The organism is Rhizobium sp. NLR10b, from assembly GCF_019685435.1.
Classification (GTDB): Bacteria; Pseudomonadota; Alphaproteobacteria; order Rhizobiales; family Rhizobiaceae; genus Rhizobium.
In genome coordinates this window covers 207,213-225,105 of the sequence record NZ_JABDWV010000002.1, presented here as the reverse complement: position 1 = coordinate 225,105, position 17,893 = coordinate 207,213, and the positions used below count along the sequence as shown (strand labels likewise).

The window sequence follows — 17,893 nt, the reverse complement described above, 5'->3', positions numbered from 1 at the left end:
CGATTATCTCGATCAGAGCCGCCACCCCGCGCGGATGACGACACGCACGGCTTCTCCGGCCTCGACGACGACGCGGCTGTAGGCGCGCAGCGTCTGGCCGTTGCCGAGCGTCAGTTTGACGGCGTAGCGCTCGCCCTCGAAAAGCACGGATTCGACGGTCGCGGGAGCGCCCTCGCCGCCGATGATCACATCCTCCGGCCGCACCAGAATATCGGCGCCATCGATATTGGCCGCCTGCAGCGCATCCTGCAACTCATCCCACTCCAGATGGCGTTCGCCGCCCATCACAGGCAGCGTCAGGATCGCGCCGCGCCCGATCAGCCCGCCGACAATGCGGCCGTCCGGCCGGGCATAGATTTCGGCCGGCGATGCCACCTGCAGCAGCCGGCCCTCCGACATGACGGCGACGTCGGTCGCGAGCGCCATCGCCTCGCTCTGATCGTGGGTGACGTAAATCATCGTCGCGCCCGAGCGCTGGTGGAACTCGCGGAAGGTCTCCTCCATCTCCTGCTTCAGGTGCCGGTCGAGATTGGCGAGCGGCTCATCGAGCAGCACGACGTCAGGCGACGTCACCAGGCAGCGGGCGAGCGCCACTCGCTGGCGCTGGCCGCCGGAGAGATCGGCCGGCCGCCGCCCGGCGTAATCGGCGAGCCGGACGGTGGAGAGCGCGTCCTGTACTTTCGCCCGGTAGGCCTCACCCGAGATGCCGTGCACCTTGAGGGGATAGCCGACATTGTCGGCCACGCTCATATGCGGCCAGAGCGCATAGGATTGGAAGACCATCGCCATATTGCGCTTTTCCGGCGGCAGCGATTGCGCCGCATCGGCAAGCAGCCGCTCCCCGAGATGGATCGAGCCGTCGGAAGGCGCCTCGAAACCGGCGATCATCCGCAGCACCGTCGTCTTGCCGCAGCCGGAAGGCCCGAGCAGCGCCAGGAAACCGCCCTCGCGCACATCGAGCGAAAAACCGCTGACGGCCGCCCTTCCGGTGCCGAAATCCTTGGCCACCTGATTGAGGATCAGTTGCGCCATGGGACCACCCCTTTCGGAAGGCGTTTGGCCAGAAGCTCGAGCAGCAGCATCATGACGAGTACCATGAGCACGACGAGCACTGAGAGCGCCGAAGCAAGGTCGGAACTGCCGCTGTCATCGAGATTGTAGATCGCGACGCCGAGCGTCTGGGTGCCGGCCGACCAGAGCAGCGCCGAGATCGTCAGCTCGTCGCAGGCGATCAGGAAGACGAGGATGACCGAGGCGCCGACGGCGGGCGCAATCAGCGGCACGATGATATCGAAGAGTCGGCGGACGAAGCCGGCGCCGGAAAGCCGTGCGGCCTCTTCCAGCGCTGGATCGAGCTGGTGGAAGGCGCTGATCAGCGGTTTTAGGCTGACGGCGAAAAAGGAGGAGAAATAGGCGATCAGGATGATCCAGATCGTGCCGTAAAGCGAGATGTTGAGGACCGGGACGGGTGCGGCGAAGACCAGGATGAAGGCGACCGCCAAGACGATGCCGGGCAGCGAATAGGGTATCTCGATCAGGCTGGCGACGATGCGCGACGCCAGGTCTCTGCGCCGCGTCAGCACATAAGCCGCAAGCACCGTTACGACGAGCAGACCAAGCGCGGTGGCGCCGGCAAGCGACAGCGAATTGACAAAGGCCGTGCGCGTGACCGCCTGCCGGAATAGGATCTCCTGAAGGGCATGCAGCGACATGGTCTTGAAGGTGAGCGGCACGCCATAGGCCGGCACCAGCGCGCCGGCGACGAGCGCGGAGAAGGGTGCGGCCAGCATGAAGAACAGGATCGCCCAGAGAAGCGGCGTGGCAAGGAAGCGCCAGGGGCCGAGCTGGAAAGCGGCACTTGCCCCTGACAGGCCGATGACACGATAGTCCCGGCCTCTGAGCGCCCGGTCCTGGATCATCAGCCCTGCGACCGAGATCATCGCGATGATGCCCGAGAGCACGGCGACATCGCCGAAGGTGCGGCTGGTGAAGGCTGAGAATTTGGTGAAGATGAGCGTCGGCAGCGTATAGATCGAGGCGGGGATGCCGAGAATGGCGGGAATGCCGAAATTGCCGGTGCAGGAGACGAAGGAGATTGCCGCCCCGGCGATGATGCCGGGCAGCGACAGCGGCAGGATGATGTCGCGGAACACCCTGAGGCTCGAGGCGCCGGAAAGCCGCGCGGCCTCGACACCGTCGCGCGGCAGCGTCATCAGCCCGGCCCTGAGCGCCAGATAGACCAGCGGCGCATGCTGCACGCCATAGAGCAGCGCGATGCCGCCCACCGAATAGAGCGGCTGCGGCGACCCCAGCGGCGGCGCAAGCGAGAGCGCCTTCAACAACGGGCTCGACGGCCCCGACATCTGCACCCAGGCAAGCGCCGTCACCTGCGGCGGGATCATCATCGGCAGCACGAAGAAGAAGCTGAGCGGCCCTTTGCCGGGAAGATCGGTCAGCGTCAGCAGGAAGGCGAAGAGGCAGCCGATGAGAAGCGAGATGATCGTGCCCAAGACCGCGGTGACGATGGTGTAATAGGTGGCCTGCCAGAGCGACGGTTCGCTCAGCACATCGATGACGCCGCCGTTGGCGAAGGCCGCAATGCCGACCATGGCGAGGCGGGCGAGCGGCAGCACGCTGAGGATCAGGACTGATATGACGATAAAAGGAAACAGCCAGGCGGGCTGGCTGTTTCCCGATCTCACATAACCATGCATGGAAGGATCAGTTCGAACCGTAAATGCCCGAGAAGGTCTTCAGATCCTGATCGGTATTTTTCAGAGCTTCCTCCGCCTTGATCGGCAGCACCTTGATGGCGTCGCGCGCCGGGAAACCCTCCGGCAGCTTCATGTCGTTGCGGGCCGGGATATAGCCGAGCTTGAGGAAGCCTTCCTGGCCCTTTTCCGAGAGCACGTAATCGACGAATTTCTTCGCCGCCTCCGCATTCTTGGTGCTGGCGAGAATGCCGACCGGCTCGGTGACGGCGGAAACGCCTTCGCTCGGGAAGACGAACTCGACGGGCGCGCCCTTGGCCTTCTCGCGGATCGGCAGGTAATCGACGACCATGCCGTAAGCCTTTTCGCCCGAGGCGACCGACTTCAGCACGGCGCCGTTGCCGCCGGCGGCAATCGCGCCGTTTGCCTGAAGCGCCTTGTAAAAGTCCCAGCCGAGGCCGGGAACGGCAGCCAGTGTCTGGGCGTGGATGAGCGCCGCACCCGAGGCGAGCGGGCTCGGCATGGTGACGAGGCCCTTGGCCTCCGGCTTGGTCAGGTCCTTCCAGCCCGCGGGCTTCATGCCGGCCGAGGTGTTGTACATGATGCCTGTCGTGATCAGCTTGGTCGAGTAATAGTAGCCGTCGGCGTCATAGAGACTGGCGTCGTATTGCGCGGCTTCCGGCGACTTGTAGGCGAGCAGCTTGCCGTCTTGCTTCAAGCGCTCCAGCGTCACCATGTCGGCGATGAGCAGAAGGTCGGCGACCGGGTTGCCGGCCTGGATCTCGGCCTGGAGCTTGGCGATGATCTTCGGCGTGCCGTCGCGCACCCAGTCGACCTTGATATCGGGATTGGCGACCATGAAGCCATCGACCGTCGCCTGCGCATCCTCGTTCGGCTGGCTGGTGTAGAGAACGAGGTTTGCGGCCGAGGTCGGAATGGCAAAAAGGCTCGCGGCGAGAAGAGCAGCGGCGGAAACGATCGTCTTCATGGGAGGGGTCCTCGGGATTGCGTCACCCTCCCTTATTAGGGGTCGTTGACAGGTATGTGACAGGACGCAGCGGCTGCGCTGCGCCCTGTGCTGCTGAATTGCCGTCACCCTTCAGAGAGACGTTACTTCGCGGCCTCTTCGATGAGCTCCGCCACCTTCTGCGGCTGCGAAACCATCACGACGTGGGATGCGCCATCGACCACGACGGTCAGCTTGGACCCTGCCCGCTCGGCCATGAAGCCAAGAGCTGCGGCCGGGATGTTCTTGTCGCTGGTGCCGTAGACAAACCATGACGGCAGTTTCTTCCAGGCAGGCTCGCCGGATTTTTCGGTCAGGGCCGCTTCGGTGATCGGCCGCTGGGCCGCCGCCATCAGGGCAGCCTGCTCAGCCGGCACGTCGCTGGCGAACTGGTCATGGAACTTGGTCTGGTCTATGGAAAGATCGACGCCGCCTGCACTGAGCTTCACCGGAACCGCCAGCGCTCCGCTCAGCGTACCGCCGGGAAACTTGCCGGCGAGATCCGCAACCGATTCCCCTGCCTCCGGCGCGAAGGCCGCGACATAGACCAGGGACTTGACGTTGTCATGGCCGTTCGCGGCGGTCGAGATCACCTGCCCTCCATAGGAATGGCCGACCAAGACGACGGGGCCGGCAATGCTGCCGACGACATCGGAAACATAGGCGGCGTCGCCGGAAACGCTACGCAGCGGATTGGCGGCAGCAACGACCGGGAAACCGTCCTTGCGCAGGATCTCGACCACGCCGTTCCAGCTGGATGAATCGGCAAAGGCGCCGTGAACGAGGACGACGGTAGGTTTGGCCGACTGAGCGACGGCAGCCCCGGAAAGAAGAGCGCCCGCCAGGGCGACGACTGCAGCAAACTTGAACATGGGTCATTTCCTTTCGTCGGTTGAAGTTCAAAGGAGCCGAACTGGTACGTTCGCGTGCCTTCAAGTTTCCAAATCGGAATCTAATTTGTGGACGATTTATTTGTGTGCGATATAAATAACCTTCATCGTTCACGTCGTCAATAGCTTGCAAACAGATCGTGCGCAAATTATATTGAGCGCAGAGGAGAACGTGATGAAAGACACGCCATCGAATGGTGTTGCCGACGTGCCGAAGATCGATGAATTGCTTTGCTTTTCAATCTATTCGGCAGGCCACGCCTTCAATCAGCTTTACCGCCCCCTGCTCGACGAGTTGGATCTGACCTATCCGCAATTCCTCGTCATGACCGCCTTATGGGCGCGCGACGACCGCACGGTGAAGGATCTCGGCGAGACGCTTTTCCTCGATTCCAGCACTCTCACCCCGCTCTTGAAGCGACTGGAAAATGTCGATCTCGTCACTCGCAACCGGAATCCCGCCGACGAGCGCCAGGTGCTTGTGCGCCTGACGCAGAAGGGACAATCCCTCAAGAGCCGCGCGACCCACGTGTTCGACTGCATCGGCAAAGCCGTCGGTCTCGACGCCGAGACCGTGAGCAAGATTCGCGATACGATCGCTTCGCTCCGCGACAACATTCACAAGAAGAACAAGGACGAGACCTGACCCGCGGCAGCCCCCCGCTGCGTCGTCTCCACGCCAGAACGATTTCCGTCGACAAGCCGATCACATATTGTACGATCTGCCCGCGCCCCAGCGCCGCGCAATTGATCTTAGCCTCGGGCGCCCGCAATCTCGCCGACCCCTCACGCAGGCGTGAACATGCCGCCATTGTCATGCTATTGCGTTGAGGTACGTCAATCGCGTTTCGATGAAGGAGGAGTTTCAATGGAATATCGTCTGCTCGGCCGTTCCGGCTTGAAGATTTCGACTTTGACCATGGGCACGATGACCTTCGGCGGCGTCGGTTGGGCGAAGATGGTCGGCGATCTCGGCGTCTCCGAGGCGAAGAAGATGATCGACATCTGCATCGATGCCGGCATCAACCTGATCGACACCGCCAACGTCTATTCGTCAGGCGAATGCGAAAATATCATCGGCGAGGCGCTCGCCGGCAAGCGGCCGCAGGGCGTGCTGCTCGCCACCAAAGCCCGCTTCGGCATGGGCGACGGCCCGAACGACTGCGGCCTGTCGCGCTACCACCTGATTCGCGAATGCGAGGCCAGCCTGAAGCGCCTGAAGACCGATGTCATCGACCTCTATCAGGTGCATGAATGGGACGGCCAGACGCCGCTCGAAGAGACGATGGAAGCGCTCGACACGCTGATCCGGCAGGGCAAGGTGCGTTATGTCGGCTGCTCGAACTATTCCGGCTGGCACATCATGAAGGCGCTCGGCATTGCCAACGAACACCGCTACCAACGCTTCGTGAGTCAGCAGATCCATTATACGCTCGAAGCCCGCGACGCCGAATACGAGCTGCTGCCGATTTCGATTGACCAGGGCCTCGGCGTGCTGGTCTGGAGCCCGCTTGCCGGCGGTCTGCTCTCCGGCAAACACCGCCGCAACCAGGCCGCTCCCGAAGGCACGCGCCAGTTCGCCGGCTGGACCGAACCGCCGATCCGCGACGAAAACCGCCTCTGGAACATCGTCGAGACGCTGGTGGCGATCGGCGAGGAACGCGGCGTTTCGGCCGCTCAAGTGGCGCTCGCCTGGCTGGTCGGCCGCAAGGCCGTCACCTCGGTCATCATCGGCGGGCGCACCGAAGCCCAGTTCCGCGACAACATCGCCGCCGCAGAGCTGAAGCTCACCAGAGAGGAGCGCAAGCGTCTCGACGCCGTCAGCCTGCCGCCGGTGATCTATCCCTACTGGCACCAGCTGAACACGGCGAGCGACAGGCTCGGCGAAGCCGACCTCGAGCTTTTTGGCCCACATCTGCAGCAATAGCACCAAGCTGCAAGTCAGCCATTGCACGGCGAAAGACAAGCATGTCGCGCAAAAGTGTGCAGCGGTTTCGCGGGGACGACATGCGTGAAATTAAAAAGCTAAATCGTGGCACCGAATCTGAGGGATCGCGCTGCGATTTAGCCATCACAAAAGATGCGCCTTCGCCGTGTTATCGTGAGGTCCCGCCATTCCCGCGAGGTTCTCATGCTGAAGAATTACAAGGTCTTGAAAGGCACCGCGAGCGCGCTCGCCCTTGATGACGACAACGATCCCCATCTCGAAATCCGCATCGAGGCGAACGGCGTCAGCTACCGCATCGCGCTGAATGTCCGCTCCAAGGAATCGCCGCACGACCTGCTCTATGCCAGCGTCGTCGATTTCAAGCACGGGACGCTGACGGAGGCGCTCGAAGCCCTGCCGATGGGCTTGACCGACATCCGCAGGGATCGTCCGGAGCTTGCGATCGATTATGTCCGTGGCGGCCTGATCGAGCGCGAGGACATGAACGTCGCGCCCTTCCAGCTCTCCGGCCCGAAGAACGATCTTCGCGAGTTCATCGAGCCGATCGTCGACGAAGGCATTGCCGATCCCGACATCCATTTCTATGCCTTCGGCGAAGCCTGGGGGCCCGAGCACAACAAACCCGACCAATATTTCGAATTCGAGCCGGGCAACGGCATCCACGATATCCATATGAACCAGGGAGACAGTGGCGGTTTCAAGGCCACCAACGGGCCGAACCAGGACGGAGCGCTGCTCGTCCATTTCACCGATACCGACGAATGGGCGGCAATCTTCCTCTGCTTCCAGTCGCAGAACTGGAACACCGATGCGGCGACCGGCCATCCGGTTTCGGAAAATCGCGGCGGCCAGGGCCGCGGCGAAGGCACCCGCCGGCCGCAGCCGGTCGTCGCCTCATCCCTGCGCATCATCGCCGCGCTGATCAACCCGGTGAACGGCGCAGGCGGCATCGAGAATGAGACGGTGACGATTATCAACCGTTCCGACATATCGGTATCGCTCGATGGCTGGAAGCTGGAGGACGAAAACGGCCGGACGCAGACGCTGTCGGGAGCGCTTGCCGCAGGCGAGATCCGCACCATCGCGCTCGACGCAGCCGCCGGCGGCCCGCAGTTCGCCAACCGGGGCGGCGACATCATCCTGCGCAACACCGACGGAGCGGTCGCCGACCGCGTCGGCTACGGCAAGAGCGAAACGGCGAACGAGGGCTGGACGACGATTTTTTGATTGTTGTTCCGCCTGGCTGGCTTGCCGAAAGCATGGCAATGGAAGGATAAACCGCTTACCCGTTTCCTCTGAGAGAAGAAGGCGGAAGTAGTTCCCTCCCCTCCCTCGTTGCTGTGCTCGTCACAGGAATCCAGCGTGCCCAAGGACTTGGGCACGAGAGAGTCTTTCACGAATAAGAGTCCATCACGGCGCGGACGCGCCGTGGCTGGATTCCTGTGACGAGCACAGGAATGAGGGACGGCGGTGAGTGCCGCGGCGTCTTCTCATCTCTCAAGCAATCACCCACCAATCTCCTCAGCGATCATCCTACCCAACCGACCAATCCCATCCTCGATCATCTGCTCATTCGCGCAGGAGAAGCTGACGCGGAAGGTGTTGGCGCCGGAGCCGTCGGCGAAGAACGCCTTGCCGGGCACGAAGGCGACCTTGACCGTTTCGAGCGATTTCGCCAGCAGCTTGGCGCCGTCCATGCCTTCCGGCAGCGTGATCCAGATGAACATGCCGCCTTCCGGCTTCGTCCAGCCCGTGCCCTCGGGCATGTACTTCTGGAGCGCTGCCAGCATGCAGTCGCGGCGATGGCTGTAGACCGCTTTGATCTTGGCGACCTGCTTGTTGAAGCCGCGCACGGCGACATCCGATATCGCCATCTGGTTGATCGTCGAGGAATGCAGGTCGGCCGCCTGCTTCATCAGCACCAGCTTGCGGATGACGGGCGCATTGGCGACGATGAAGCCGACGCGAAGGCCGGGCGCGAGGGTCTTGGAGAAGCTGCCGCAATAGATCGTGCGAGTATCGTTGATATGGCCCTTTTCGGCTATTTCGAGCGCCAGGATCGGCGGGATCGGATCGCCATCGTAACGCAGCGACTGATAGGCAGCATCTTCGATGACGGCGACGTCGAGTTCTTCGGCAAGCGCCAACACCTTCTTGCGGCCATCGAGATCGACCGTTTCGCCGGTCGGATTGGAAAAATCCGCCGAGAGATAGGCGAACTTCACCTTGCCGCCGGCAGCGGCCGCGGCAACGCGATAGGATTCGGGTGTCCGGTTGCCGTTCAGCGTCAGTTGGTCGTAGGCCGGTTCATAGGCGTTGAAGGCCTGCAGGGCGCCAAGATAGGTCGGCCAGGTCACGAGCGCGGTATCATTGGGCGACAGGAAGAGCTTGCCGAGATAATCGAGCCCCTGCTGCGAGCCGGAAACGATGAAGACGTTGTCGAGTTCGCAGGGAATGCCGAGCGCCGCCATCTGCCCGGCCAGCCATTCGCGCAGCGGCTTGTATCCTTCGCTGACCGAATATTGCAGCGCCGAGTTGACCGCAGCACCCGAGAAAATATCCGCATAGGCCCGCTGGAATTCGTCGGCTGGAAACAGCGCCGGATCCGGAATGCCGCCAGCAAAGGAAATGATGTCAGGCTGGTCGAGAAGCTTCAGGAGCTCGCGGATTTCGGATGCGCGCATGCGCGACGATCGCGACGCAAACATGGTGTCCCAGTTCAGCATGGAGGTTTCCTCGTATTTTCTATGTCGCCGACAAATCATGCGGCGGAAATTATGTCAATAATGCTGACCTATTTTCTTGTCATGGTGACAAGTCGGAGATCTCATATTCCAAGGCCTTGGTGCAAAATTCGCGAACGTCATTCCCGATAGGAGTGAAATTCCCGAACCGACCGAAGCCTTTCGGGTAATGCTGATGTCGCGGTTTCACTTGATGGTGACGCATCCCTGATCGAAGGCGCTCGGTTCCAAATTTGTTGCTCGACGTCAGCCACCTCAAGCGATTATTCCTCTGATCAAAGCCGAAACCGGCTGCTTCAGACCTTTCCAAAACCGGCTCGGCGGGGGTAGTGTCGCCGCCACCATTTTATTTGCTATCAAGGTGCCAGCAATGACCGTGACGTCGGCCTCTCCTGAAATCAAAATCGAACTCCACAAGTCTCCCGTCTCGGATGCCGACCGGATCCAGGCACTGGAGACGCCCGGCTTCGGGAAGCTCTTCACGGATCACATGGTCCTGGCCCGATGGACGGCCGACAAGGGCTGGCACGACGCGAAGGTTACGCCCAGGCGGCCCTTGGAGCTCGATCCCGCGAGCGCCGTGCTGCACTACGCGCAGGAAATCTTCGAGGGCATGAAAGCCTACAAAGCAGACGATGGCCGGATTCTGCTCTTTCGGCCTGAAGAGAACGCACGCCGCTTCGCGCAGTCGGCGACCCGCATGGCGATGCCTCCTGTGCCCGAAGAACTCTTTTTGAAGGCGGTCGAAGCACTGGTCCGCGTCGACAAGGCCTGGATTCCGTCCGGCGACGCCAGCCTTTACCTCCGCCCCTTCATGTTCGCCAACGAGGCGTTTCTCGGCGTTCGTCCGGCTCAGGAATATGTCTTCTGCATCATCGCCTCTCCGGTCGGCGCCTACTTCAAGGGCGGCGCGAAGGCCGTCTCCCTGTGGGTCGAGACCGAATACACCCGTGCAGCCAACGGCGGCACCGGCGCTGCAAAATGCGGCGGAAATTACGCTGCCAGCCTGGTGGCGCAAGCGGAAGCCGCGAAGAGGGGTTGCGATCAGGTCGTCTTCCTCGATGCCGCGGAGCATCGCTGGGTCGAAGAACTCGGCGGCATGAACGTCTTCTTCGTGATGAATGATGGATCGATGGTGACCCCGCCCCTTGGCGGCACGATCCTGCCGGGCATCACCCGGGCTTCCGTCATCGTGCTCGCCGAAGAAAGGGGCTTGCGCGTGGAGCAGCGTCCCTACTCCTTCGCGGAATGGCAAGAGGATGCCGCCAGTGGCAGGCTCGTCGAAGCCTTCGCTTGCGGCACTGCCGCAGTCCTGGCGGGCATCGGCCTGGTTCGACATGCCGGCGGCGAGTTTCTGGTCGGAGACGGACAGACCGGCAAGCTGACCAGCGAACTGCGCCAGCAGCTCGTCAGTCTGCAGAAGGGCGTAACGAACGATGAGCACGGCTGGACGCGCCTCATCCCGGTCTGAACGTCAGGCTTTCCACGCGAACGGCGGCGCCAACACTGGCATGATAGGCGCCGCTCTCGGCCTCGCCTTCAAAGCAGTCGGGCTGACGCCAATACGATCGTTTACGCGACCACGAGCGCCACGATGCCGGCATCCTGACTTGCGACGCCCGTGTCAAGGATCTCGAACGCGCCGTCTACAGCGCTAAGAAGACTGACCATCATGTGACCCAAGCGCTCGACTGCGGGTGCCAACGCTTCTATCAACGGTCGGGAATGGTAACGGGCATCAGGGACGGCTGAACCGGCACGCACGGACGGCAGCGAATTCAATGGCGAAAATGACGATCTCGCTTCCGAATAATCTGGCGGATTACATCTCGCGCTGTGTCGCAAGCGGCAGATACGACAGCGCCGACGCATTCGTGGCGGAGCTGATCGTGAAGGACCAGGACCACCGTAAGCTCGACGACGACGAACTGCGCGAGATCCTGAGGCAGGCCGAGGAGAGCGGTATCAGCGACCGGCGCATTCACGATATCCTGTTGGAAACGAAGGTGAAGCTGCGTGACATCAACCTATAGGCTGACCCGAACGGCCGACGCCGTACTGTCAGGCATTGACGAGTATGCCAATCTGCATTTCGGCGAGGCGCAGGCGGATGCCTACCTTCTCGACTGGGACCGGATTTTCATACTTCTTTCGCGCGTGCCCTCCATGGGCGACGAGTGTGACGCGCTCGGCGCCGGCCTTCGCCGCCTCCTCCACATGCGCCACGTCGCCTTCTACCGGGAAATACCCGACGGCATACTCGTCATCGACATCATCGGCGCCGACCGACTTGCCGAAAGACATCTCCAATCCCACCGACGACCCGGACCGGCCACCCCCCATGCCCCATAACAGCACCTCCGCCTTCTACGACAACAACGCAGAGATATACGCCAACCGCGCGCGCAGCCTGCCGAAACAGAAGCTCGACGCCTTTCTTGCCCGACTTGCGCCGGGAGCCGCGATCCTCGAACTTGGCTGCGGCGGCGGCCAGGACAGCGCCTACATGCTCTCTCAAGGCTTTGACGTGACGCCAACCGACGGCTCACCCGAACTCGCAGCACAGGCCGAGGCGCGAATCGGCAGGAAGGTCAAGGTCATGCTGTTTGAGGATCTCAACGCCGAGGTCGCGTTCGACGGCGTCTGGGCCGAAGCGAGTCTCCTTCATGTCCCGAGATCGGCCCTGCCCGACATCTTCGCCCGTATTCACCGCGCGCTCAGAACCGGCGGCATCCTCCACGCAAGCTTCAAGTCGGGAGAAGCCGAAGGGCATGACGGCTTCGGGCGCTATTACAACTATCCATCCGCCGATTGGCTGTCGGCGCTTCTGACGGCAGGCGGCTGGCGCAACCTCGCCGTCGAGGAAAGCGACGGCGGCGGATATGACGGCAAGCCGACCCGCTGGCTCATCGTGAGTGCGCAACGATAAAGGTCGGCGCTTCGTCCCCGTGTTCGGCGGCAGTCTTGGCACCGTCGCCCTTTCAGGCGAAAACGCTGCCCCTCCTTCATTCCTCCGCCTGTCGCAGGCATGACCGACAGAGGGGCCTCCAAACATTGTCATTCCGGTAGTGCAACGCGAAAGGCGGCCGCCGCAATTCTGCGATTTCGCCGAGGAGGCGATCGACGAACCGGTGCCGCCGCAACGGAACTATCCGCTGCCTCCACGGTTGGATCGCATATCTGCGCTCTTGCCGCTCGGAGCATGCCATGGCTATACTTTCCCCCAACGATCGGGACGCGACCGCCTATCCGATACAGTCGCTCTTCGTCCCGTTCCCTTTCGTCTGCTTCACGCTTGCGCTCGCGACCGATATCGCCTTCTGGCAGAGCAACAACCTCATGTGGCAGAACTTCTCCGCCTGGCTGTTGTGCGCCGGCGTGGTGTTCGGCGCGATTGCGATCCTGGCTGGCTTGATTGACCTTGCGCGGCCCCGCACCCGTCCGCTGCGGTCGGCTTTCCCGTCTGTGCTTCTCTACCTGATCATCCTCGTCCTCGCCTTCCTGAACAGCCTTGTCCATGCCGGCGACGGATGGACTGCCGTGGTTCCCTATGGGCTGACGCTCTCGGCCGTTACATCAGCGCTTTGCCTGGTGGCAGTCGCTGTTTCTGCCCGCAAATATGCCAGATTGGCCTAGAGGATATGATGATGAGGTCCCTCATTCTCGGCCCGTCGGTTCTGTTGCTTTTCTTCGGATTCGGCACGTCGGCGCAGGAGGCCGAATTCGATCTGTCGCAGCAGATCGGCCCGAACCCGGTTCTGCCTGAGCCGTCTTCCTCCCTGATATCTGATCTCAAGGTCGCGGAAGTGGTCGACTGGAAGGAAGGAGAGACGCCTGCCGTTCCCGATGGCTTGAAGGTCACTGCCTATGCGAAGGGCCTTGCCAATCCGCGCACGGTCCATACGCTGCCCAACGGCGACGTGCTCGTCGTCCAGTCCCGCGGCCCGACCGGCGAACCGACCTCGCGGCCGAAGGATCTCATCCGCGGCTGGATCATGTCTATCGCCCACGGCGGCAGCGGTGAACAGAAAGAGAGCAATATCATTACGCTGCTGCGTGACACCAATCGCGACGGCACCGTCGATGAACGCCATGACCTGCTGAAGAAGCTCGATTCCCCCTTCGGCCTTGCCTGGATAAACAATACGCTTTACGTCGCCACGACGAGCGCCATCCTTGCCTACCCTTACGAACTCGGCCGGAACGACATCACCGCGCAGCCGAAAATCCTGACGCCGCTTCCCGGCGGCCCGATCAATCATCATTGGACAAAGGATCTGGCCCTCAGCCCCGACGGCCTGACGCTCTATGTCTCGGTCGGTTCGAATTCCAACATCGTCGAGAACGGGCTGGAGGCAGAGAAAGGCCGTGCAGCGGTCTGGCAGGTCGACCGGCAAACCGGCGCCGCCCGCGTTTTCGCCTCCGGTCTGCGCAATCCGAACGGTCTCACCTTCAATCCCGAAACGGGGGCGCTCTGGGTTGTCGTCAATGAGCGTGACGAGCTCGGCCCAAACCTCGTTCCCGACTATATGACCTCTGTGGAGGACGGCGCCTTCTACGGCTGGCCGTGGAGCTACTACGGCAATCACGTCGACGCTCGCGTTCATCCGCCCCGAACCGATATGATCGAAAAGGCAATCCGACCGGACTACGCCCTGTCCAGCCATGTTGCCGCGCTCGGATTGACCTTCTCGATGAATTCCGCGCTGCCAGCCGCATACGCCAACGGCGCCTTCATCGGCGAGCACGGCAGCTGGAACCGGAATAGCTTCAATGGCTACAAAGTAGTCTTCGTACCGTTCCAGAATGGCAAGCCATCTGGCAAGGCCCAGGACGTCGTCACTGGCTTTATCCAGGGCGATCAGGCAAAGGGGCGGCCGGTCGGAGTGGGGATCGATGGGACGGGAGCGCTGCTTGTTGCAGATGATGCCGGCAACACCGTTTGGCGCGTCGCTTCATCCGACGGCAAAGTCACGCCGCAGCCAATTGGCACCGATCAGCTATCGGGGAATCCACAAGGCTCGACGAATTCGAAAACAGCGCCGACCTTCGCTTCGAACCCCGGCATCGGAACGGAACCGACGAATTCCACCGCCCAAACCCAGGGACACCAGGCCTCGGTCGACGAGCGCTTGACCGGCCAAAAACCACTTTCCGGACTGCCGGACAAGTTTCAGCCTGGGCCGATGCAGATTGCCCCTGCGGCCGGCCCCTAAGGACTTGGTGGAGGCCTAATTCGAAAGAAGGACTGAGATGACATCTGGATAAACTACAAACGGAGGTTTCAGGCATGCCGACCACATCCCGGGAGTTCAAACGACTCCTAAGCGCGCTGTCGCTCGCCGTGGCGATCCTTCCCCTACCGCTCCAGGCGAACGCGCAGGCGCCGCCTGACAAATGCGTCGCCCCGTCACAGCCAAACCAGAGCCGCGGTTCAGCGGATGACCACCAAGATCTCTCCAAGAAACTGGACGAATGCAACGGCGAACTCAGGCCCCCTCCCGTCGGCGACGCCGAGATGGTGGAGCCGGCGCCCGACACCGGTTATTCGCGCATCATCCGTCCGGGAGATATGCCGCCCAACACCAATCCGTCGAACAATTCTGATGATTAGTTTCACCGTCCAGAAATCTTTGTGTGAGCCGACAAGGACAATGTCGCACAGAATTGACGGGTTTTTCTTCTTCAGCGGGAACCGAAAACCATCAAGAGGGTTCGACCACATCTGAAGAAGCCGGCTAAAGCTGAACATGCCGCAGGTATCTCAAAAGCGGACGAAGATTGGAGGGGGAGATACCGAAGATCCCTTATTGACCACCTGTCTCGCTGGATGGATCGCCCGTTCGCTCGGCAGAAGCGGAATTCACCGAATGAGCCAATTGGCAGATATGAAGAACGCTGAACTCCTCCAACTCCCGGGGATCGGCCCCCGGTCCGTCGAGCAGATACGGTCGGCGATCAGAAAATTCAAACGTAACCGAACACACATCTCGGCGGCACAGTCGAAGCAATGATCGACGCTGCGGATCGGAGCACGGAATGAACGAGAAGGCTCGACTGGAAAGCGACATCGCAGCCCTGAGGCCATGGTTTCACAACGAATTAACGGCGTTCAGACAGCACCTGATCATTTCCTTGGTGACTACCCCTCCTTCAAATGGGCCCACTTTCAGCAGGTTGTGCCTGAAGATCTCCGGGGGTGCAGCGTTCTCGACATCGGCTGCAACGCCGGGTTCTATTCACTTGAAATGAAAAGAAGAAATGCCGGACGGGTCGTCGGAATCGATTCCGACCCGCATTACCTCAGGCAAGCCGAGTTCGCAGCCAGACAGACAGGTGAGGATATCGAGTTCAAGCTGATGTCGGTGTACGAGGTGGAAAAACTGAAGGAGAGATTTGACCTGGTCCTTTTCATGGGTGTCCTTTATCACCTGCGGCATCCGCTGCTGGCGCTCGACCTTCTGCATGAGCATGTTGTCGGCGGCCAGATGCTGTTTCAATGCATGCAGCGCGGTGAAGAGGAAGTCGCGGCACTCAGCGAAAACTACGACTTCTTCAACACGACAATATTTGAGCAGCGCGGCTTTCCCAAAGTGTATTTCGTGGAACAACGTTACGCTGGCGACCCGACCAATTGGTTCATTCCGAACAAGGCGGCGGTCGAAGCGATGCTGAGAAGCGCCGGGTTTGTCATTCGTGCCAATCCGGAACGTGAAGTTTATCTGGTGGAACATGGAACTCGCCACCCGATGGCGGAACCGCCTCCGTTATTTGCTGATAAACTGCCAGATCGCCGCAGTCATGGTCCAATCAATGGCGGCAGGCGGTCCAGGTAACGTTTGATGGTATTTTCAATGCGCTCTGCCTCCGCGCCATCGACGCTGGCCCTGGCCTGCGACCACAGGCCTATCTGAAAACCGAGATAGCAGGGCTCAAAAAACCTGAGCACGTCGTCGCTGAGATCGCAGTCCGCTTCCCGACCGACGAGATCGACAAGACGATCACGCTCCTTGCTCGAGAGTTCGAATTCCACGCAGGCACCCACGACGTCCCAGGCAATGTCCTGGCACCCGATCAGATCGTGGGCCGCATTGTGATCGAGCGCATCCGTCTTCACGATGCGCCGCCCGGCGGTGGTCGTCAGCCATTCCCAGGGGTGAAGCCGGTTGTCCGTGTCGACCGGCCGCAATCGTCCGGCTAGCCGCCCGGGCGTGCCTGTCAGGCACCTCAAATTTTCTGCCGTGTCCGATCCTGCCGCTTCCGCAATATTGTGAGTGGCCATCTCATACAGTTTCTGGATCGAGGCGCCGCCGCTTCGTGCCGGGAGGTGACGGGCACGAAAACCGAGATAACGTCCGAGGTGATCCACGATGTCGCGCCTGCTGACGCCGCTATGGTCGAGGGGCGTTCCATCCAGCCACTCGTCGATGAGAAATCCGTAACAGGTGCCGGCAATCTTCGGGATAAAGCCGGCTTCGCTCAGCAAAGAGCCTCTTCTGGCCTTGTCGACGTCGCTCCCGCAGAGTCCGGCAAACTTGACATGCCAGGCCCGTCCTTCGGCCTCCATCAGGAATTTGCGTTTTTCCATCTGCATGTAGCTCGGCGGCCAATGTGAAGGATCGCGATACCGAACCCCGCGCCAAGCGCCACCGGACAGGTCCCGCCACGATGAACGCGCAACTCCGACAACATCGGCCGCCCATGTCTGCAGACGGTGTTTCGGATCTTGGGGCTTGAGGACAAGATCGTCGAAGCTGACGACATGGCGTGGCCGATCTCGCCAACGGGTCCGATGGGGCTCGCTTGCATGCGGGCCCGGTTCACCCGTGTGGCTCGGGAAAAAATGAAGCCGGCCAGACGCCACGCCGTTCTCCTGCAACCAGTCCGCAACGCAACCGAACGAGCTCCCCGATAGCCCCGGCCCCTCATCGACGATGGCAAAATCGGTTTCAGGGTCGGCAAGAATGCGCTTCGATAGAGCCGGTGCGACACGTACACGCCGCTCGAAGGGGTGGCCAGTCGGGCGCAACGAATAAGCCGGCTCGGCACCCAAGGCTGCAGAAACCAGGGCCGCGAGTCCGGTTCCTATGCTTCGTATCCCGATGACGACTGTCTTAGGCGTCAAATTGGAGATCGAAGCCGACTCGATATAGCTCTCGGGATACACAGCATAAAAAGCGTAGCCCTCTGCGCGTTTCGTCCGCACCGGATCGGCACTGGCAAGACAATCGAGTTTGGCTCGCCAATCCTCTGGAAAGGACAGACTGCCGGCAAAACCGTTTCGCCACGATCGCATGATCGCCCGTGCCTGCATGCGCAGAAGTTTCGCGCCTGCGTCCTGAGACACGGACATATCGTCCGCGCCCTTTCTCCCGAATTCCTGATCGGCCAGTCCCTGAACCAGTTCCCCAGTCAGGATGAATGCACGAACCAGGGCTTCGTGGCGCTGCCGGCTCGGCTGCATGTCGATGCACGCCATCATCATTTTGGAAATCGATGCGCGTACTGCAGCTGCGTTCTCGATGTGCTCGACATCGCCATAGACCAGCATCCGGTCCTCCTCTTTGCGGCAATGCCTGCCCGAACTCGACGAC

The 17,893-nt window shown here is 61.4% G+C and carries 17 protein-coding genes and 1 pseudogene; 12 read left to right on the top strand and 6 right to left on the bottom strand.

Translation table 11 applies throughout. The annotated features are described in order from the left end of the window. Positions 1–12 precede the first annotated feature (12 nt). From HJB91_RS03515 to HJB91_RS03500, 4 genes are all read right to left on the bottom strand, one after another. Positions 13–1,032 carry an ABC transporter ATP-binding protein gene (locus HJB91_RS03515; protein ID WP_221153449.1) on the bottom strand — a complete coding sequence of 340 codons (1,020 nt, stop codon included), beginning with the start codon at positions 1,030–1,032 and terminating at the stop codon, positions 13–15. Then, positions 1,020–2,714 carry an iron ABC transporter permease gene (locus HJB91_RS03510; protein ID WP_221153448.1) on the bottom strand — a complete coding sequence of 565 codons (1,695 nt, stop codon included), beginning with the start codon at positions 2,712–2,714 and terminating at the stop codon, positions 1,020–1,022. Before HJB91_RS03510 ends, HJB91_RS03515 begins: the two co-directional genes overlap by 13 nt. Positions 2,715–2,721: 7 nt before the next feature. Further along, a complete protein-coding gene (locus HJB91_RS03505) occupies positions 2,722–3,699 on the bottom strand; it encodes an ABC transporter substrate-binding protein (protein ID WP_221153447.1) in 978 nt (325 codons plus the stop codon). Between the two features lie 122 nt (positions 3,700–3,821). Further along, positions 3,822–4,589: an alpha/beta fold hydrolase gene (locus tag HJB91_RS03500; protein ID WP_210630768.1), complete on the bottom strand. Its 768-nt coding sequence runs from the start codon at positions 4,587–4,589 to the stop codon at positions 3,822–3,824. A 193-nt stretch (positions 4,590–4,782) separates the two neighbouring features. Here HJB91_RS03500 and HJB91_RS03495 point away from each other — a divergent pair, with 193 nt between their 5' ends. The 3 genes from HJB91_RS03495 (at position 4,783) to HJB91_RS03485 (ending at position 7,782) form a co-directional block, all read left to right on the top strand. Continuing rightward, positions 4,783–5,253, top strand: coding sequence for a MarR family winged helix-turn-helix transcriptional regulator (locus tag HJB91_RS03495; RefSeq protein WP_221153446.1), 471 nt, complete (start codon positions 4,783–4,785; stop codon positions 5,251–5,253). Between the two features lie 222 nt (positions 5,254–5,475). Next, positions 5,476–6,534, top strand: a complete 1,059-nt coding sequence (locus HJB91_RS03490) for an aldo/keto reductase (protein ID WP_221153445.1) — start codon at positions 5,476–5,478, stop codon at positions 6,532–6,534. A gap of 204 nt (positions 6,535–6,738) precedes the next feature. Then, positions 6,739–7,782: a DUF2278 family protein gene (locus HJB91_RS03485; RefSeq protein ID WP_221153444.1), complete on the top strand. Its 1,044-nt coding sequence runs from the start codon at positions 6,739–6,741 to the stop codon at positions 7,780–7,782. Between the two features lie 278 nt (positions 7,783–8,060). Here the strand turns inward: HJB91_RS03485 and HJB91_RS03480 are convergent, their stop codons facing one another. After that, complete coding sequence (locus HJB91_RS03480; protein WP_221145453.1) at positions 8,061–9,281, bottom strand: PLP-dependent aminotransferase family protein; 1,221 nt, start codon at positions 9,279–9,281, stop codon at positions 8,061–8,063. A gap of 388 nt (positions 9,282–9,669) precedes the next feature. On the opposite strand from HJB91_RS03480, the gene HJB91_RS03475 reads away from it, so the two are divergent. From HJB91_RS03475 to HJB91_RS03435, 9 genes and pseudogenes are all read left to right on the top strand, one after another. Next, positions 9,670–10,770, top strand: a complete 1,101-nt coding sequence (locus tag HJB91_RS03475; protein WP_221102477.1) for a branched-chain amino acid aminotransferase — start codon at positions 9,670–9,672, stop codon at positions 10,768–10,770. A gap of 310 nt (positions 10,771–11,080) precedes the next feature. After that, on the top strand, positions 11,081–11,332 hold the full coding sequence (locus HJB91_RS03470) for a type II toxin-antitoxin system ParD family antitoxin (protein ID WP_210630758.1): 252 nt from the start codon (positions 11,081–11,083) through the stop codon (positions 11,330–11,332). Then, positions 11,316–11,651 (top strand): type II toxin-antitoxin system RelE/ParE family toxin, encoded by a 336-nt coding sequence (locus tag HJB91_RS03465; protein ID WP_221153443.1) that lies wholly within the window; start codon positions 11,316–11,318, stop codon positions 11,649–11,651. Before HJB91_RS03470 ends, HJB91_RS03465 begins: the two co-directional genes overlap by 17 nt. Beyond that, the gene (locus HJB91_RS03460; protein WP_221145457.1) at positions 11,641–12,228 is read left to right on the top strand and encodes a cyclopropane-fatty-acyl-phospholipid synthase family protein; all 588 of its coding nucleotides are present in this window, start codon (positions 11,641–11,643) and stop codon (positions 12,226–12,228) included. Before HJB91_RS03465 ends, HJB91_RS03460 begins: the two co-directional genes overlap by 11 nt. A gap of 278 nt (positions 12,229–12,506) precedes the next feature. Next, the gene (locus tag HJB91_RS03455) at positions 12,507–12,935 is read left to right on the top strand and encodes a DUF2231 domain-containing protein (RefSeq protein WP_221153442.1); all 429 of its coding nucleotides are present in this window, start codon (positions 12,507–12,509) and stop codon (positions 12,933–12,935) included. Positions 12,936–12,943: 8 nt separating this feature from the next. Beyond that, entirely contained in the window at positions 12,944–14,515 is a 1,572-nt protein-coding gene (locus tag HJB91_RS03450) for a sorbosone dehydrogenase family protein (RefSeq protein WP_221122673.1), read from the top strand. 74 nt (positions 14,516–14,589) lie between these two features. Beyond that, positions 14,590–14,913: a hypothetical protein gene (locus HJB91_RS03445; RefSeq protein WP_210630749.1), complete on the top strand. Its 324-nt coding sequence runs from the start codon at positions 14,590–14,592 to the stop codon at positions 14,911–14,913. A gap of 136 nt (positions 14,914–15,049) precedes the next feature. Then, the gene (locus tag HJB91_RS03440) at positions 15,050–15,313 is read left to right on the top strand and encodes a DNA-directed RNA polymerase subunit alpha C-terminal domain-containing protein (RefSeq protein ID WP_210630747.1); all 264 of its coding nucleotides are present in this window, start codon (positions 15,050–15,052) and stop codon (positions 15,311–15,313) included. A gap of 25 nt (positions 15,314–15,338) precedes the next feature. Beyond that, positions 15,339–16,135 (top strand): annotated as a pseudogene (locus tag HJB91_RS03435) (TIGR04290 family methyltransferase). Here the strand turns inward: HJB91_RS03435 and HJB91_RS03430 are convergent. Continuing rightward, complete coding sequence (locus HJB91_RS03430) at positions 16,099–17,850, bottom strand: hypothetical protein (RefSeq protein WP_221145459.1); 1,752 nt, start codon at positions 17,848–17,850, stop codon at positions 16,099–16,101. The pseudogene HJB91_RS03435 and the gene HJB91_RS03430 sit on opposite strands and share 37 nt — an antisense overlap. Positions 17,851–17,893: the final 43 nt, after the last annotated feature.

Bases quoted from the DNA above. Each gene is read 5' to 3' on its own strand.
- HJB91_RS03515 (WP_221153449.1), bottom strand. From the start codon at position 1,032: ATGGCGCAACTGATCCTCAATCAGGTGGCCAAGGATTTCGGCACCGGA.
- HJB91_RS03510 (WP_221153448.1), bottom strand. From the start codon at position 2,714: ATGCATGGTTATGTGAGATCGGGAAACAGCCAGCCCGCCTGGCTGTTT.
- HJB91_RS03505 (WP_221153447.1), bottom strand. From the start codon at position 3,699: ATGAAGACGATCGTTTCCGCCGCTGCTCTTCTCGCCGCGAGCCTTTTT.
- HJB91_RS03500 (WP_210630768.1), bottom strand. From the start codon at position 4,589: ATGTTCAAGTTTGCTGCAGTCGTCGCCCTGGCGGGCGCTCTTCTTTCC.
- HJB91_RS03495 (WP_221153446.1), top strand. From the start codon at position 4,783: ATGAAAGACACGCCATCGAATGGTGTTGCCGACGTGCCGAAGATCGAT.
- HJB91_RS03490 (WP_221153445.1), top strand. From the start codon at position 5,476: ATGGAATATCGTCTGCTCGGCCGTTCCGGCTTGAAGATTTCGACTTTG.
- HJB91_RS03485 (WP_221153444.1), top strand. From the start codon at position 6,739: ATGCTGAAGAATTACAAGGTCTTGAAAGGCACCGCGAGCGCGCTCGCC.
- HJB91_RS03480 (WP_221145453.1), bottom strand. From the start codon at position 9,281: ATGCTGAACTGGGACACCATGTTTGCGTCGCGATCGTCGCGCATGCGC.
- HJB91_RS03475 (WP_221102477.1), top strand. From the start codon at position 9,670: ATGACCGTGACGTCGGCCTCTCCTGAAATCAAAATCGAACTCCACAAG.
- HJB91_RS03470 (WP_210630758.1), top strand. From the start codon at position 11,081: ATGGCGAAAATGACGATCTCGCTTCCGAATAATCTGGCGGATTACATC.
- HJB91_RS03460 (WP_221145457.1), top strand. From the start codon at position 11,641: ATGCCCCATAACAGCACCTCCGCCTTCTACGACAACAACGCAGAGATA.
- HJB91_RS03455 (WP_221153442.1), top strand. From the start codon at position 12,507: ATGGCTATACTTTCCCCCAACGATCGGGACGCGACCGCCTATCCGATA.
- HJB91_RS03450 (WP_221122673.1), top strand. From the start codon at position 12,944: ATGATGAGGTCCCTCATTCTCGGCCCGTCGGTTCTGTTGCTTTTCTTC.
- HJB91_RS03445 (WP_210630749.1), top strand. From the start codon at position 14,590: ATGCCGACCACATCCCGGGAGTTCAAACGACTCCTAAGCGCGCTGTCG.
- HJB91_RS03440 (WP_210630747.1), top strand. From the start codon at position 15,050: ATGCCGCAGGTATCTCAAAAGCGGACGAAGATTGGAGGGGGAGATACC.
- HJB91_RS03430 (WP_221145459.1), bottom strand. From the start codon at position 17,850: ATGCTGGTCTATGGCGATGTCGAGCACATCGAGAACGCAGCTGCAGTA.